The sequence below is a fragment of the Sandarakinorhabdus glacialis genome (assembly GCF_014643455.1).
In the GTDB taxonomy this organism is placed as follows: Bacteria; Pseudomonadota; Alphaproteobacteria; order Sphingomonadales; family Sphingomonadaceae; genus Sandarakinorhabdus; species Sandarakinorhabdus glacialis.
Window position 1 is genome coordinate 116,602 of the sequence record NZ_BMJM01000007.1, and the last position, 12,851, is coordinate 129,452.

Consider the following 12,851-nt stretch of genomic DNA (forward strand, 5'->3'; position numbering starts at 1 on the left):
GAAGTGATGTTTTGTGTCGACGGGGGACCACCCCCACCCGGGCCGCGCAGCCGTAGGCGACGCCTTCGCGTCAACGGCGCGTCTCTCGCCTCCCCCCTTGAGGGGGAGGAAAGAGCGGATTGCCGGATTGGTTAGAAGCGGAAGTTGAGGCCGGCGGTGACGGCGTGACGGCGATACTTCAGTTCGGCATCGGTGACGCCGAGGCTGGCGGCGACGAACGGCAGGTCGTCCGAACCGAAATCGGAGTAGTTGTACTCGACGCGGCCCGAGACGTTGGGCGTGAACATGCGCTCGTAGCCGGCGCCGACGGTGTAGCCGTCGCGGTTTTCCGAAACCTGAGTGAAGCCATCGTCGATGCGGTACTGGGCGTTCGAATAACCGCCGCGGACGTACAGGAGGCTGAGCGGATCGACGAGGTAGCCGAGGCGCCCGGTTGCCGAGATCGTGCGGCCCTGGGACAGTTCGACGCTGTCGGCGCCGTTTTCGAGATCGCCGTTGCCGGTGCGGCCGGTCAGCGCGACTTCGACACCGAAGACCGTCGTTGGCGACAGGCCGAAGTCATAACCGATCTGGCCGCCATAGGCGAAGCCGTCGTTCTTGTTGGTCGCGCTGCCGGTGAAGGCACCATCAAGGGTCTTGAGGGTCTGGCGATCCTGCTGCCAGCCGCCCTGGATACCAACGAAAGGGCCGTTGAAAGCGGCGGGGGCATCCTGGGCGAGAACGGGGGCGGCAACCAGAAACGCGGTTACCGCGAGAACGGACTTGAACATGTAAAACTCCACAATCACTACACACGGCAATGTGCCGGGGCGTTGACCTAGTGTTGTGACAATGGGGTTACAAGGGGAAAAAGCACCGGCGAAGTTCCGATGCCAAGCGAGTGTGGCAAAGCGCACACAGTTCTTATTCATCGATTATTCAGCGACTTCCCGCATCACAGCAAAATCTTGGCCGTCCAATATGTAATACCTGCGGCGGCATATGCGGCAACGAACAGATAGGTAAACATGAAGGCGGGCCAGGCCCAGCCGCCGGTTTCGCGGCGCGTGACGGCGAGCGTGCTGATGCACTGCGGGGCGAAGACGAACCACGCGAGAAAGGCCAGCGCAGTGGGCAGCGACCAGGTGCCGCGCAGGCGTTCGACAAGGCCCTTGGCCTGGTCTTCTTCCGACCCCTGCAGTGAATAGACGGTGCCGAGCGCGCTGACCGCGACTTCGCGCGCGGCCATGCCGGGGACGAGGGCGAGGGCGATTTCCTTGTTGAAGCCGATCGGCCGGAAGATCGGCTCGAGCGCGGCACCGATACGGCCGGCGGCGCTGTATTCGAGTGCCGGGCGATTCCAGTCGGCGGGCGGCTTGGGCCAGGTGGCGAGCGCCCAGAGCACGATGGTCGAGACAAGGATGATGCCGCCGGCGCGTTGCAGGAAAGCCATGGCGCGCTGGTAAAGGCCGATGCCGATGTCGCGCGGCGCCGGCCATTGATATTTGGGCATTTCCATCAGGAAGGTCGGGCTCTCGCCCTTGGTGACGGTGTGGCGCAGGGCCCAGGCGGCGACGAGCGCGCCGACGACGCCGGCGATGTAGAGGCCGAACAAGACGAGGCCCTGGAGGTTGAAGATGCCGCCGACCAGGGTTGTCGGAATGAACGCGCCGATGATGACGGCATAGACCGGCAGCCGCGCTGAACAGGTCATCAGCGGGGCAATGAGGATGGTGGTCAGGCGATCCTTGGGCGAATCGATGCTGCGGGTCGCCATGATTCCGGGGATGGCGCAGGCAAACGACGAGATCAGCGGGATGAAGGCGCGGCCGTTGAGGCCGACGCGCGCCATCAGCCGGTCCATCAGGAAGGCAGCGCGAACCATGTAGCCCGATTGCTCGAGGCAGAGGATGAAGAAGAACAGGATGATGATCTGCGGCAAGAAGACTATGACGGCGCCGACGCCGCCGAGCACGCCGTCGACGAGCATTGAGCGTAGCGGACCTTCGCTCATCGAGCCGTTAAGCAGGCCCTGCGCGCTGCTGACGAGGGCGGCAAGCCATTCCATCGGGGCTTCGGCCCAGGCGAAGACCGCCTGGAACATCAGGAAGAGCAGCATCGCCAGCAGGACGGGGCCGAAAACCGGGTGGAGCGCGATGCCGTCGAGCCGCTGCGACCATTTGCGGTGGCCGCCGACGGCGAGGGTGACGGTGTCCGCAATGACGCGGGCTTCGCGTTGCAGCAGGCGGACATCGGCTTCGGGGGAGGCTGCAATCTCGGGGGTTTCGCCGCGCAGCACGCCGGCGAGGCCGACGCCGAGGGCGTCGAGGCCGCGGCGGCGGACAGCGACGGTGGCGACGACGGGGACCCCGAGGATCGACGACAGGCGGTCGATATCGATACTGGTGCCGTCGCGTTCGGCCAGGTCGATCATGTTGAGCGCGACGAGCATCGGCAGGCCGAGACGGCGGAGTTCGAGGACGAAGCGCAAATGGTTGCGCAAATTAGTGGCGTCGATGACGGCGACGATGGCGTCGAGGCTTTTTTCGCCCTTGAGATGGCCGAGCACGGCGTCGCGGGTGACCGCTTCGTCGGGCGAGCGCGGGGTCAGGCTGTAGGTGCCGGGCAGGTCGATGAGGTTGGCGATGCGGCCATCGGGAAGCGCCAGCTTGCCGGCCTTGCGCTCGACGGTGACACCCGGATAATTGCCAACCTTCTGGCGCGAGCCGGTGAGCGCGTTGAAAAGGCTGGTCTTGCCGGCGTTGGGGTTGCCGACGAGGGCAACCACCGGTGTCGTCATGGGGACGTTCATTCGGCTGCCGCAGCCTGGCATTCGGCTGCCGCAGCCGAGGCAATAAGCTCGACTTCGATCAGCCGCGCCATCGAGCAGCGCAGCGCGACGACCATGTTGCCGACGCGGACTGCCATCGGGTCGCCGCCGAAGGGTGCACGGTGGAGGAGTTCGACGTCGACGCCTTCGTCGAAGCCGAGCTCGTGGAGGCGCTGGGCCGTCGATGGGTCGAGCCCGCCGCGATCGATGGCGGTGATGACCGCGACTTGCCCCGGCGACAGGCGCTCGATCAGGCGGGGATGGGACATTCGGGAAAGGCCATTCGCAGCTATTGTTGCGAACGATTATCACGGCGGCTGCGGGAGCGCCAGAGACCTATACGGCGGGGTAGCGCAGCCGGCCGACGAAGCGCGCAGGGTTGGGCAGCCACGACAGGGCGTTGACGGCCTTGGCCTTGGATTTTTCGAACGCCATGACGCCGTCGATGCGGCGATCGATGAAGGCCCAGGTCGCGGCATGGCCTTCGCTGTCGTCGTCGAGCCAGTAGAGCAGGCTGGCCGAATACACGCCGCCGAGGATGATGCGCTTGGAATAGTGATTGAAATCTGTCGCGGTGTCGCCGGCGGCGCGCCACATCGCGTCGGCGGTGCGCCACAGGGTACGGACGCCAAGCGCGGCATTTTGCGGAAGGGTCATGATCGCCAGCGCGCGGCGGACAGCCTCGCGGTCGCCCGCGGCCTGTTCGAGGCGGGTGCGAAGGGCGAAGCGGATGCGTTCGCGGATCTTCATCGTGTCGGCGCCGGCGGCGAGCATGGCGGCGGTCATCAGCGCATCGGCGCGTAGGGTATAGGCGTCGGTCATGGCGACTGAATCGGGCAGCGCCATCGCGGCGATGTCGCGGTCGATGGCCTCCGCGTCGGCAGCGAGATCGCGGGCGGCGGCGGTCCAGCCGTCGAAGGGCACGTTGGGCAGCATCGCTGCGACGAGTCGCGGGCGCAGGTCGGCGAGGGGAACATCTTGGGTCATGGGGCGAGCATAGCGAGTTCGCGGGGGGATCTCCAGCGGCTGCAATGACACAGTATTCGGGATGATTCTGAATCGTTTCGCCGGGTTGCGCTTGTTTCGGGATGGCGGCTCTGCTATGCGCCCCCTTCGCTCCGACAGGCTGATCTGTCGGAATCACTTCAATATAGACAAGCGCCCGGGCTGTGCCAGCCCCGGCGACGTGAATGGAGAGAACGGCTGCATGCAAATCGTGGTTCGCGACAACAATGTCGATCAAGCGCTGCGCGCGCTCAAGAAGAAGCTGCAGCGCGAAGGCGTCTACCGCGAGATGAAGCTGCGCCGTCATTACGAAAAGCCGAGCGAAAAGCGTGCCCGTGAAAAGGCTGCTGCTGTCCGCCGCGCCCGCAAGCTCGAGCGCAAGCGCGCCGAACGCGACGGTGTGAAGTAAGCTTTTCCACTAGAATTACTAAGGTTTAGTCATGGCGACAGCCACTCCAGGCGCCGCGAAATCGTTCGGCGGCGTGTTGAAATGGCTGTTCGCCGCGGCGATCATCCTTGCTATTGTCGCGATCACGGTGTGGGCCGGAACCCGCACCCAGGTCGCCGCGGTCCGGACCGCCGACATGGCGTTTCTCGCCACCAATGCCGGCAAGCCCGGCGTCACGACCACCGCCAGCGGGCTGCAGTACGAGGTACTGCGCGCCGGTGCCGGCCCCAAGCCCGCCGCGACCGATACGGTGCTGGTCCATTATGAAGGCCGGCTTATCGACGGCACGGTGTTCGATTCGTCGTACCAGCGCGGACAGCCGGCCGCCTTCCCGCTCGATAGCGTCATTCCGGGCTGGACCGAAGGCGTGCAGCTGATGCCGACGGGCTCCAAGTTCCGCTTCCTGGTGCCGCCAGCGCTGGGCTATGGCTCCAAGGGCGCCGGCGGGGTTATTCCGCCGGGCGCCGTGCTCGAGTTCGATGTGGAATTGCTGGCGATCCGGCCGAGCTGATCGGGGCTGCTGACGTCAGGGCCTCTGGCGGCTGGGGCCTTGGCCCCAGACCTCATTTCGATGACAACTTGGTCAGATCGGGTTGGGGCCCGGCCGTTTGAGGCTCTGTCCGGCGGGATTTACCGCGCGGACGGGCTGGATGCCAGCCTTCGCTGGCATGACATGCGGAAAAGTGATGCGTGCGAAGTTAGCTGGATCCCGGGTCAAGCCCGGGATGACATGGTCGTTCTATTCCGCGTTTTTGGGGGATCGTTTTTCCAGCGCGACTTTCGCTAGCGCGATTATGGGGTCGGCCAAGGCCACGCCGATCAGGCCGAACAGCACGCCGAACAATAGCTGCGCCGCGAGGACGACCGCCGGGGCGAGGTCGACGGCGCGTTTTTCGATAAGCGGGGTGAGGACGTTGCCTTCGAGGAGCTGGACGGTGAGGTAAAGCCCGACGGCCCATAGGCCCTCGGTGGTGCCGGCGGAAAAGCCGACGAGGATGATGAGCGCGCCCGAAATTATGGCGCCGAGCGTCGGGATGAAGGCCAGCAGGCCCGCAACCAGCCCGAGCAGGCCGGCGAGCGGCACGCCGATGATGGCGAGGCCGACGAAGATGAAGCTGCCCTCGATGACCATGGTGAGCAGGCGGCCGGCGAGCCAGCGGCGCAGGACATGCGCCATTTCGTCGATGGTGGCGCCGACTTTTTCACGCGACGCCTGCGGGGTCAGCCATTCGACACCGCTTTCGTAAAGCTTTGGGTCGGCGGCAAAATAAATGCCGAGCGTGACGATGAGCAGCAGCGAGCCGAGGCCGCCGATGGCTGCGCCGACATATTCGGTGATGAGCCCGAGCTGGTTGCCGAGCTGGGCCTTGGCCGCGGCGATGAGATCGCCCTTCGGTACGTGGATGCCGTATTCCCGCGCGGTCGTGGCCAATCGGCCGAACTGGTTCTGCAGGGTGGTGCCGAGCTCCTGCGCCTGTTCGGCGAGCGACAGGCCGGCGAAGGCGATGAAGGCAAGGACCAGCGCGGCGAAGGCGAGGACGACGAACGACAGGCGGACGCCGTGCGAGGCCTTCCAGACCTTGCCGAGGACGCTGGCGCCGGCCTGGAGCCCGGCGGCAAAGACCAGCCCGGCGAAGATCAGCAGCAGCGCGTGCGACAATTGCCAGGCGATCCAGAACAGCGAGGCAATGCCGAGCCAGATGAAGGCGGTCTCGGTCGTGCCGCGGGCCCGGGCGCTGCGGGGTTCGATCGGGCTCGGCGTTTCGACCGGATTTTGCCCAGCTTCCGACACGGGCTATTCCGACTGGGTGTTGAGGTTGATGAAATGGCGGCTCGGACGCACGGCGGCGAACCAGGACAGCGGGTTAAGCGTCGTCGAGCCATCGAGCGAGAAGGTGATGAATTCGGCACGGCCGACAAGGTTTTCGATGGGTAGCATGCCGAGTCCGCCGAGGGCCGGATCGAAGCGGCTGTCTTCCGAGTTGTCGCGGTTGTCGCCCATCAGGAAAAGATGGCCTTCGGGGACGATCAGCGGCTCGGTGTTGTCCTGCGGCGTTTCCGCGAGGTCGATGGTCAGGTAGCTGCGTCCGCCGGGAAGCGTTTCGCGGAAGGTCGGGTAGCGGCAGATCGCCTTGCCGGCGTCGCCGGTGGTGCGCGCCTGGGCATCGATCCCGAGGCAGTCGCTGTTGGCGCTGACGAGGACCTCGACCGGCGCGACGGCGACCTTGGGAACGGCGACGCCGTTGAGCCATAGTTGGCCGTTTTTCATCTGCACCGTGTCGCCGGGCAGGCCGATGACGCGCTTGATGTAATCGGATTTGTCGCGCGGCGACTTGATGACGGCGATGTCGCCGCGATCGGGCAGGCTGCCGAGCACGCGGCCGGGGATCTCGGGCAGGATGTTGATCGAGGGCGACAGGTAGGAGAAGCCATAGGGGAATTTCGAGACGATCAGCCGGTCGCCGATCAGCAGCGTCGGCAGCATCGACCCCGAGGGGATGTAAAAGGGCTTGGCGACGAAGGAATGGACCGCGAGCACGGCGAGGACGAGCAGGAACAGCTGCCAGATCTCGCTGGCCCAGTTGGTGGGTTTCTTTCCTGCCGTCGGAGGCGTCTTGCCGTCCGCACGGGACGCGTTGGTGGTGGCGTCGGTCATGGAAAACTCGCGTTGCGGGCGGCGTCGGGATCGGCTGCCTTATGCCCGGTCGGGGACCGATGCGCCAGACGGACTTGCGCTGTCAAAGTGGACGCGCTGTGATGAGCACGATGGCCTGCGCCCAGGGCCGGTCGTCGGTCATGGTGAGGTGGATTTCGGCAATGTGGCCGGCGGGGGTGATTTCGGCCAGCCGGGCGGCGGCGCCGCCGGTGAGGGCCAGCGTCGGGGCGCCCGAGGGCAGGTTGACGACGCCCATGTCGCGCCAGAACACGCCGCGGCGGAAACCGGTGCCGAGCGCTTTGGAACAGGCTTCCTTGGCGGCGAAGCGCTTGGCGTAGGTGCCGAAGCGGGTGATGGGGCGGCGTTCGGCGCGGGCGCGTTCATGGGGCGTGTAGATGCGGTTGATGAAGCGATCGCCGAACCGGGTGACGCTGTTTTCGATGCGATCGATGTTGCAGAGGTCCGAGCCGAGGCCGAGGACGAAGATGCCGGCGGGGATGTTCATTGGCGCGCTGCATCCATCGCCGCGCGCATGCGGGTGATGGCGGGGCCGAGGCCGGTGAACACCGCTTCGCCGATGATGAAATGGCCGATGTTGAGCTCGTGGAGATCGGGCATGGCAGCGATTGGCCCGACATTATCGAAGGTCAGGCCGTGGCCGGCGTGGAGCTCCAGCCCGAGGGCGGCGCCGTGCACAGCGGCGGCGTGGAGCCGGGCGAGTTCGAAGGCGATTTCTTCATCGGTAAGGGCGTGGCTGTAGGGACCGGTGTGGAGTTCGACGACGGGGGCGCCGAGTTTCGCGGCGGCGTCGAGCTGGCGAAGTTCGGGCGCGATGAACAGGCTGACGCGGATGCCGGCGTCTTTCAGCCGGCCGATGATAGGGGCGAGCGTGTTGTGCTGCCCGGCGGCGTCGAGGCCGCCTTCGGTGGTGCGTTCGGCGCGGCGTTCGGGAACGATGCAGGCGGCATGGGGGCGATGCTTGAGGGCGATGGCGAGCATTTCGTCGGTGGCGGCCATTTCGAGGTTGAGCGGTAGGCTGATGCTGGCGACGAGCTTGTCGAGGTCGTCGTCGGTGATGTGGCGGCGGTCTTCGCGCAGGTGGGCGGTGATACCGTCGGCACCGGCCTCGGCGGCCATGAGCGCGGCGCGTAGCGGATCGGGGTGGAGGCCACCGCGGGCGTTGCGGATGGTCGCTACGTGATCGATGTTGACGCCGAGGCGGAGGTGGCGGGTCATGCGGCCCGACGTTTTTGTTGTCACGAGGCTGTCGCCCGCGAGCCGGGCTTGATCGCCGGGATGGCAGCGAGTTCGGGGGGCAGTGCGTCGGCGGCGTAGCTGGGCACGTCGAGGCGGATGAGCGGGGTGAAGGGCACGCCGAGGTCGGCCTTGCCGTTCGAGCGATCGACGAGGCTAACGGCGTGGATGACGTTGCCGCCGGCGGCGGTTATCGCAGCGATGGCTTCGCGGCTGCTGAGGCCGGTGGTGACGACGTCCTCCATCAGCAGGACGTTCTGGCCGGGTTCGAGGCGGAAGCCGCGGCGGAGCTCGAAAGTGCCGGTGGGGCGCTCGACGAACATCGACAGGACGCCGAGGGCGCGGGCGAGTTCGTGGCCGCAGATCAGCCCACCCATCGCTGGGGCGATGACGACGTCGACCTGGGCCTTGATGTCGGCAGGGATTTTTTCGGCGAGGGCCTGGGCGAGGCGGGCGGCGCGGGCGGGGTCCATGAGGACGCGGGCGCATTGCAGGTAGCGCGGCGAGCGCAGGCCCGAGGACAGGATGAAATGGCCTTCGAGCAGTGCCTCGGCAGCACGGAACTCGGCGAGAATCTGGTCATCGGTCATGCACCGGGCTTAGCATCGCGGTCGCGCGCGTCAAAGGCCGTGATGACGCGCGCGAACGAAGCAAGCGGCAAGGGCGTAACATGCGCCTGTTATTTCGGGCTACGTCCGATGACAGGTGGTCGGCACCGTTACGAATGCGTAGATGTTTCGGGAATTGCGCCGGGGCGATCTTGGGGGAAATTGACGATGAGCGGGATGATCCGGATTTCAGCGGTTGCGGCGGTTGCGGCGGTTGCTGCGATGGTCGCGGGCGGCGTGCCGGTCGCGGCGCAGATCAAGTCCAAGGCCGGGCAGGAAGCCGAGAATAGCCGGGCCGCCAAGCAGGCCGAGCTGCCGGTGTGCGCCAAGCCGCTGGGCACGGTGGCGCTCGCCGAACCCGAGAACCAGAACCGCTGGTGGAGCGACCTCGGGCTGAGTTCGCCGGAGGCGTTGATCCGGGTCTATGTGCAGAAATCCAAATGCTTCCGGCTGGTCAACCGCAGCAATCGCGGCATGGCGGCGATGACGACCGAGCGCGACCTGGCGGCGGCGGGCGAGACCCGGCGCGGCGGCACGGTCGGCAAGGGCCAGATGGTCGAGGCCGATTTCACCATGACTCCCGATATCGTGACGAGCAACAACAACAAGGGCGGGCTGAACATCGGCGGGCTGATCGGCGGCTTCATCCCTGGCGGCTTCGGCGCGCTGGCCAGCGGCATCAACATCAAGAAGAAGTCGGCCAACGTCATCCTCAATGTCGTCAACAACAAGTCGTCGGAGGAATTCGTTTCCGAAGGCCAGTCGAAGAAGTCCGACCTTGGCTGGGGCGGCGGCGGCGGGTTGTTCTCGGGCGGTTTCCTCGGCGCGGGCGGCGCCAGCGGGTATGACAATACCGAGATAGGGCAGGTCATCGCGCTTGCCTATCTCGATGCCTATACCAAGCTGGTCAACGACCTGGGCGGCATGAGCGAGGCGATCGCCGGGCCACAGGCCGAGCGCGCCGTGGCAATGAAGAACGCCGGGCGGTTGTTTGCCGGGCCGGGGCCGAAGAACAAGGTCCTCAAGCCGCTCGATGCCGGGTCGATGCTGTATCCGACCGGCAACAAGCAGGGCGGGTTCTGGGAAGTCGAGGACGAGATGGGCGCCAAGGGGTGGGTCAGCGAGGTCGCCATTGCCATCGCGCGGTAGGGTCGTAAAGCGTCGTCATGCCGCTTGTTTCAGCATCCATAGTGCAGCCGGGCAGGCGTTCGCCGGTGGCGCGATGGATGCTGAAACAAGTTCAGCATGACGAATCCATGAGGGTCGATTTGTCTAACCACGCATCCGTTCGACCGACACTACCGCCTTTACCTGGCGTAGTGCGGCGATGATCGTCGTCAGGTGCTTCAAATCCTCGACTTCGATGTCGATGACGTCGGTGTGGAATTCGCGGTCGCGGTGCTTGAGCGCGAGGTTGACGATGTTGGCGTTGTGCGCCGCCAAGGTCGTCGCCAGCGAGGCCAGCGAGCCGGGTTGATTGTGGACAACGACGGCGAGGCGCGCCACCGCGCCATCGGTTTCCTGGCCCCAGGAAACTTCTAGCCATTCGCCGGTTTCGTCGGCGAGGCTGACGCAATCGATGGTGTGGATGACGATCGGCTGGTCGGGATGGCGAATGCCGACGATACGATCGCCGGGTATCGGCCGGCAGGCGCCCAGTTCGAAGCTGACGCCCGCCGTGAGGCCGTGGATCGAGACCGCGGCAGGGCCGGGCTTGCCGCGGGTGCGGCGGGGTTTCTGGCCGGCGGTCGAGCCGGGCACCAGCGCCTCCGAAACCTGCGCATCGGTCAGCTGGTTGCGCGCCATGGCGAGTTCGAGAGCGCCGCGATCGGCGAGCCTGAGGCGCCCGAGGGCGGGGCCGACGAGCTCGTCGCCAAGCCCGGTCTTGAGGCGCAGCGCCAGCGATTCGAGCAGCTTGTGCCCCATCGACTGGCTTTCGAGGTTGTTCTTGTGGCGGACGTGCCGGCGGATGGCGGCGCGCGCCTTGGCCGACACGACAAAGCCTTCCCAGGCCGGGTCGGGCGCCTTGATCTTGGAGCGCAGGATCTCGACCTGGTCGCCGTTGACGAGGCGGGTGCGCAGCGGCACGACGCGGCCGTTGACCTTGGCGCCGACACAGCTGTCGCCGAGATCGGAATGGACGGCATAGGCGAAATCGACGGGGGTTGAATCGCGCGGCAGCTGGTGGAGGGCGCCTTTCGGGGTGAACACGAAGACCTGGTCCTGGAACATTGCCAGCCGGGCGTTTTCGAGGAGTTCCTCGGGGGTGGCGGCGTCGTGGAGAACTTCGAGAAGGTCCTCGAGCCACGGATAGGCCTCGCGCGCCTGGGCCCCCTCCCCGCCTTGTTTGTAAGCCCAATGCGCGGCGAGGCCGTTTTCGGATTCCTCGTGCATGCGGCGGGTGCGGATCTGCACTTCGATCCGCGCATTTTCCGAATGCAGCACGGTGGTGTGGATCGATTTATAGCCGTTACGCTTGGGGGTGGAGATGAAGTCCTTGAAGCGGCCCGGCACCATCGGCCAGCGGCCATGGACGATGCCGAGCGCGCGGTAGCACTCGCTTTCCTCGTCGACGATGACACGAAAGGCCATGACGTCGGACAGTGCCTCGAAGTTCATGCCGCGGCCCTGCATCTTCTTCCAGATCGAATAGGGGCGTTTTTCACGGCCGGTGACGTCGGCCTCGACGCCCTTCTGGGCCAACACCAGCTTTATGCCCGAGGCGATGCGCGCCACCATGTCGCCGCCGCCTTCGCGCAGCTTGGCCAGCCGGGCGGTGATGGTTTCATGGGCGTCGGGCTCGAGTTGCCGGAAAGCCAGTTCCTGCAGCTCGTCCATGAAGCCGTACATGCCAATGCGCTCAGCCAGCGGCGCATAGATGTCCATCGTCTCGCGCGCAATGCGCCGGCGCTTGTCCTCGGACTTGATGAAATGCAGCGTCCGCATGTTGTGGAGGCGGTCGGCGAGCTTGACCAGCAGCACGCGAATGTCGTTCGACATGGCGAGCAGGAACTTGCGGAGGTTCTCGGCCTGGCGCTCGGAGTCCGTCTGCGCCTCGATGCGGCTGAGCTTGGTGACGCCGTCGACGAGACGCCCGACGCTCTTGCCGAATAGCCGGTCGATTTCCTCCTGGGTGGCGACGGTGTCCTCGATGGTGTCGTGGAGGATGCCGGTGGCGATGGTCTCGCCGTCGAGCTTGAGATCGGTCAGGATGCCGGCGACTTCGATCGGATGGCTGAAATAAGGGTCGCCGGAGGCGCGGAGCTGGCTGCCATGGGCTTTCATCGAGAAGACATAGGCGCGGTTCAGCAGGTCCTCGTCCGCATCGGGATCATAGGCCTTGACGCGTTCGACGAGTTCATATTGGCGCAGCATTATCGGATAGTGGTGCGCGAGGGAGTTGGGTGCAACCGTGTAAAAGAGCGTTCTGGTAGGTAGACTAGAGAGTAAGGGGAAGTGCGTGGGCAAAGCCCGCGCCGTCGGACGGGTTCGGCAGGTGAAGGCCCTGCCGCCCCGCCGTCCGGAGCAAGCGCGTGTCCGAGACTAAGCGAAGGCTTAGTCTCGGCCGCGCTTACTCGTAATCAGGCCCCAGATTCTGATTCCGCGGCGGCTGGGCAGCCGTAATCCGCAAAGCCTCGGCCGATGCCGACAGCGAGCCGATCGCATCCGGCGTGTCGTCTTCGTTTTCGACGACGCGGCGCATCGAGACGATGAGCGCTTCCTTGAGGTCGTTCGGCTTGACCTTTTCCTCGGCGATCTCGCGCAGCGCGACGACAGGGTTTTTATCGCGGTCGCGGTCGACGGTGATCTCGGCACCGCTCGAAATGGCCCGCGCACGAGTCGCGGCGAGCAGCACCAGGTCGAAACGGTTGGGGATCTTGTCGACGCAATCCTCGACGGTAACGCGCGCCATGGGCAAATCTTTCGGGTTTTATGAAGGGCGGGCTTTGACGGGACGACGCCAAAAAGTCAAGCTGCACTTGACCCCGCGAGGCGCTTCGTCTAACCGCCGCCGCTTCGCAATTGGCCCTGCACCCCCGGTGAAGCAGCGGCCGCGCCAGTCTTTCAGGG

At 65.7% G+C, this 12,851-nt stretch carries 14 protein-coding genes; 3 read left to right on the top strand and 11 right to left on the bottom strand.

Annotated features, from left to right (window positions below; genetic code table 11):
• Window positions 1-131 precede the first annotated feature (131 nt).
• From IEW98_RS11150 to IEW98_RS11165, 4 genes are all read right to left on the bottom strand, one after another.
• Window positions 132-770 carry an outer membrane protein gene (locus IEW98_RS11150; protein ID WP_188763031.1) on the bottom strand — a complete coding sequence of 213 codons (639 nt, stop codon included), beginning with the start codon at window positions 768-770 and terminating at the stop codon, window positions 132-134.
• Between the two features lie 164 nt (window positions 771-934).
• On the bottom strand, window positions 935-2,791 hold the full coding sequence (feoB, locus tag IEW98_RS11155; RefSeq protein ID WP_243450708.1) for a ferrous iron transporter B: 1,857 nt from the start codon (window positions 2,789-2,791) through the stop codon (window positions 935-937).
• Window positions 2,788-3,078, bottom strand: a complete 291-nt coding sequence (locus IEW98_RS11160; RefSeq protein WP_188763032.1) for a FeoA family protein — start codon at window positions 3,076-3,078, stop codon at window positions 2,788-2,790. Before IEW98_RS11160 ends, feoB begins: the two co-directional genes overlap by 4 nt.
• Window positions 3,079-3,145: 67 nt before the next feature.
• Window positions 3,146-3,796 (bottom strand): COQ9 family protein, encoded by a 651-nt coding sequence (locus IEW98_RS11165; protein WP_188763033.1) that lies wholly within the window; start codon window positions 3,794-3,796, stop codon window positions 3,146-3,148.
• A 220-nt stretch (window positions 3,797-4,016) separates the two neighbouring features.
• On the opposite strand from IEW98_RS11165, the gene rpsU reads away from it, so the two are divergent.
• Together rpsU and IEW98_RS11175 are read left to right on the top strand one after the other, a co-directional pair.
• Window positions 4,017-4,223, top strand: a complete 207-nt coding sequence (gene rpsU, locus IEW98_RS11170; RefSeq protein ID WP_188763094.1) for a 30S ribosomal protein S21 — start codon at window positions 4,017-4,019, stop codon at window positions 4,221-4,223.
• Window positions 4,224-4,254: 31 nt separating this feature from the next.
• Window positions 4,255-4,773 (top strand): FKBP-type peptidyl-prolyl cis-trans isomerase, encoded by a 519-nt coding sequence (locus IEW98_RS11175; protein WP_188763034.1) that lies wholly within the window; start codon window positions 4,255-4,257, stop codon window positions 4,771-4,773.
• Window positions 4,774-5,001: 228 nt separating this feature from the next.
• Here IEW98_RS11175 and IEW98_RS11180 read toward each other — a convergent pair whose 3' ends face one another.
• The 5 genes from IEW98_RS11180 to pyrE form a co-directional block, all read right to left on the bottom strand.
• A complete protein-coding gene (locus IEW98_RS11180) occupies window positions 5,002-6,054 on the bottom strand; it encodes an AI-2E family transporter (RefSeq protein ID WP_188763035.1) in 1,053 nt (350 codons plus the stop codon).
• Between the two features lie 3 nt (window positions 6,055-6,057).
• Entirely contained in the window at window positions 6,058-6,918 is an 861-nt protein-coding gene (gene lepB / locus IEW98_RS11185) for a signal peptidase I (RefSeq protein WP_188763036.1), read from the bottom strand.
• 82 nt (window positions 6,919-7,000) lie between these two features.
• A complete protein-coding gene (acpS, locus tag IEW98_RS11190; protein WP_188763037.1) occupies window positions 7,001-7,423 on the bottom strand; it encodes a holo-ACP synthase in 423 nt (140 codons plus the stop codon).
• Window positions 7,420-8,154 carry a pyridoxine 5'-phosphate synthase gene (locus tag IEW98_RS11195; protein WP_188763038.1) on the bottom strand — a complete coding sequence of 245 codons (735 nt, stop codon included), beginning with the start codon at window positions 8,152-8,154 and terminating at the stop codon, window positions 7,420-7,422. Before IEW98_RS11195 ends, acpS begins: the two co-directional genes overlap by 4 nt.
• A gap of 20 nt (window positions 8,155-8,174) precedes the next feature.
• Window positions 8,175-8,762 (bottom strand): orotate phosphoribosyltransferase, encoded by a 588-nt coding sequence (gene pyrE / locus IEW98_RS11200; protein WP_188763039.1) that lies wholly within the window; start codon window positions 8,760-8,762, stop codon window positions 8,175-8,177.
• A 186-nt stretch (window positions 8,763-8,948) separates the two neighbouring features.
• On the opposite strand from pyrE, the gene IEW98_RS11205 reads away from it, so the two are divergent.
• Complete coding sequence (locus tag IEW98_RS11205) at window positions 8,949-9,929, top strand: CsgG/HfaB family protein (protein ID WP_188763040.1); 981 nt, start codon at window positions 8,949-8,951, stop codon at window positions 9,927-9,929.
• Between the two features lie 123 nt (window positions 9,930-10,052).
• On the opposite strand, the gene IEW98_RS11210 is transcribed toward IEW98_RS11205, so the two are convergent.
• Together IEW98_RS11210 and rpoZ are read right to left on the bottom strand one after the other, a co-directional pair.
• Window positions 10,053-12,155, bottom strand: coding sequence for a RelA/SpoT family protein (locus IEW98_RS11210; protein WP_188763041.1), 2,103 nt, complete (start codon window positions 12,153-12,155; stop codon window positions 10,053-10,055).
• Between the two features lie 196 nt (window positions 12,156-12,351).
• On the bottom strand, window positions 12,352-12,693 hold the full coding sequence (rpoZ, locus tag IEW98_RS11215) for a DNA-directed RNA polymerase subunit omega (RefSeq protein WP_188763042.1): 342 nt from the start codon (window positions 12,691-12,693) through the stop codon (window positions 12,352-12,354).
• Between the last annotated feature and the right edge of the window lie 158 nt (window positions 12,694-12,851).

What these genes read in the sequence shown, in the direction of transcription:
- IEW98_RS11150 (WP_188763031.1), bottom strand. Translation starts at nt 770, where the DNA reads ATGTTCAAGTCCGTTCTCGCGGTAACCGCGTTTCTGGTTGCCGCCCCC.
- feoB (WP_243450708.1), bottom strand. Translation starts at nt 2,791, where the DNA reads ATGAACGTCCCCATGACGACACCGGTGGTTGCCCTCGTCGGCAACCCC.
- IEW98_RS11160 (WP_188763032.1), bottom strand. Translation starts at nt 3,078, where the DNA reads ATGTCCCATCCCCGCCTGATCGAGCGCCTGTCGCCGGGGCAAGTCGCG.
- IEW98_RS11165 (WP_188763033.1), bottom strand. Translation starts at nt 3,796, where the DNA reads ATGACCCAAGATGTTCCCCTCGCCGACCTGCGCCCGCGACTCGTCGCA.
- rpsU (WP_188763094.1), top strand. Translation starts at nt 4,017, where the DNA reads ATGCAAATCGTGGTTCGCGACAACAATGTCGATCAAGCGCTGCGCGCG.
- IEW98_RS11175 (WP_188763034.1), top strand. Translation starts at nt 4,255, where the DNA reads ATGGCGACAGCCACTCCAGGCGCCGCGAAATCGTTCGGCGGCGTGTTG.
- lepB (WP_188763036.1), bottom strand. Translation starts at nt 6,918, where the DNA reads ATGACCGACGCCACCACCAACGCGTCCCGTGCGGACGGCAAGACGCCT.
- acpS (WP_188763037.1), bottom strand. Translation starts at nt 7,423, where the DNA reads ATGAACATCCCCGCCGGCATCTTCGTCCTCGGCCTCGGCTCGGACCTC.
- IEW98_RS11195 (WP_188763038.1), bottom strand. Translation starts at nt 8,154, where the DNA reads ATGACCCGCCACCTCCGCCTCGGCGTCAACATCGATCACGTAGCGACC.
- pyrE (WP_188763039.1), bottom strand. Translation starts at nt 8,762, where the DNA reads ATGACCGATGACCAGATTCTCGCCGAGTTCCGTGCTGCCGAGGCACTG.
- IEW98_RS11205 (WP_188763040.1), top strand. Translation starts at nt 8,949, where the DNA reads ATGAGCGGGATGATCCGGATTTCAGCGGTTGCGGCGGTTGCGGCGGTT.
- IEW98_RS11210 (WP_188763041.1), bottom strand. Translation starts at nt 12,155, where the DNA reads ATGCTGCGCCAATATGAACTCGTCGAACGCGTCAAGGCCTATGATCCC.
- rpoZ (WP_188763042.1), bottom strand. Translation starts at nt 12,693, where the DNA reads ATGGCGCGCGTTACCGTCGAGGATTGCGTCGACAAGATCCCCAACCGT.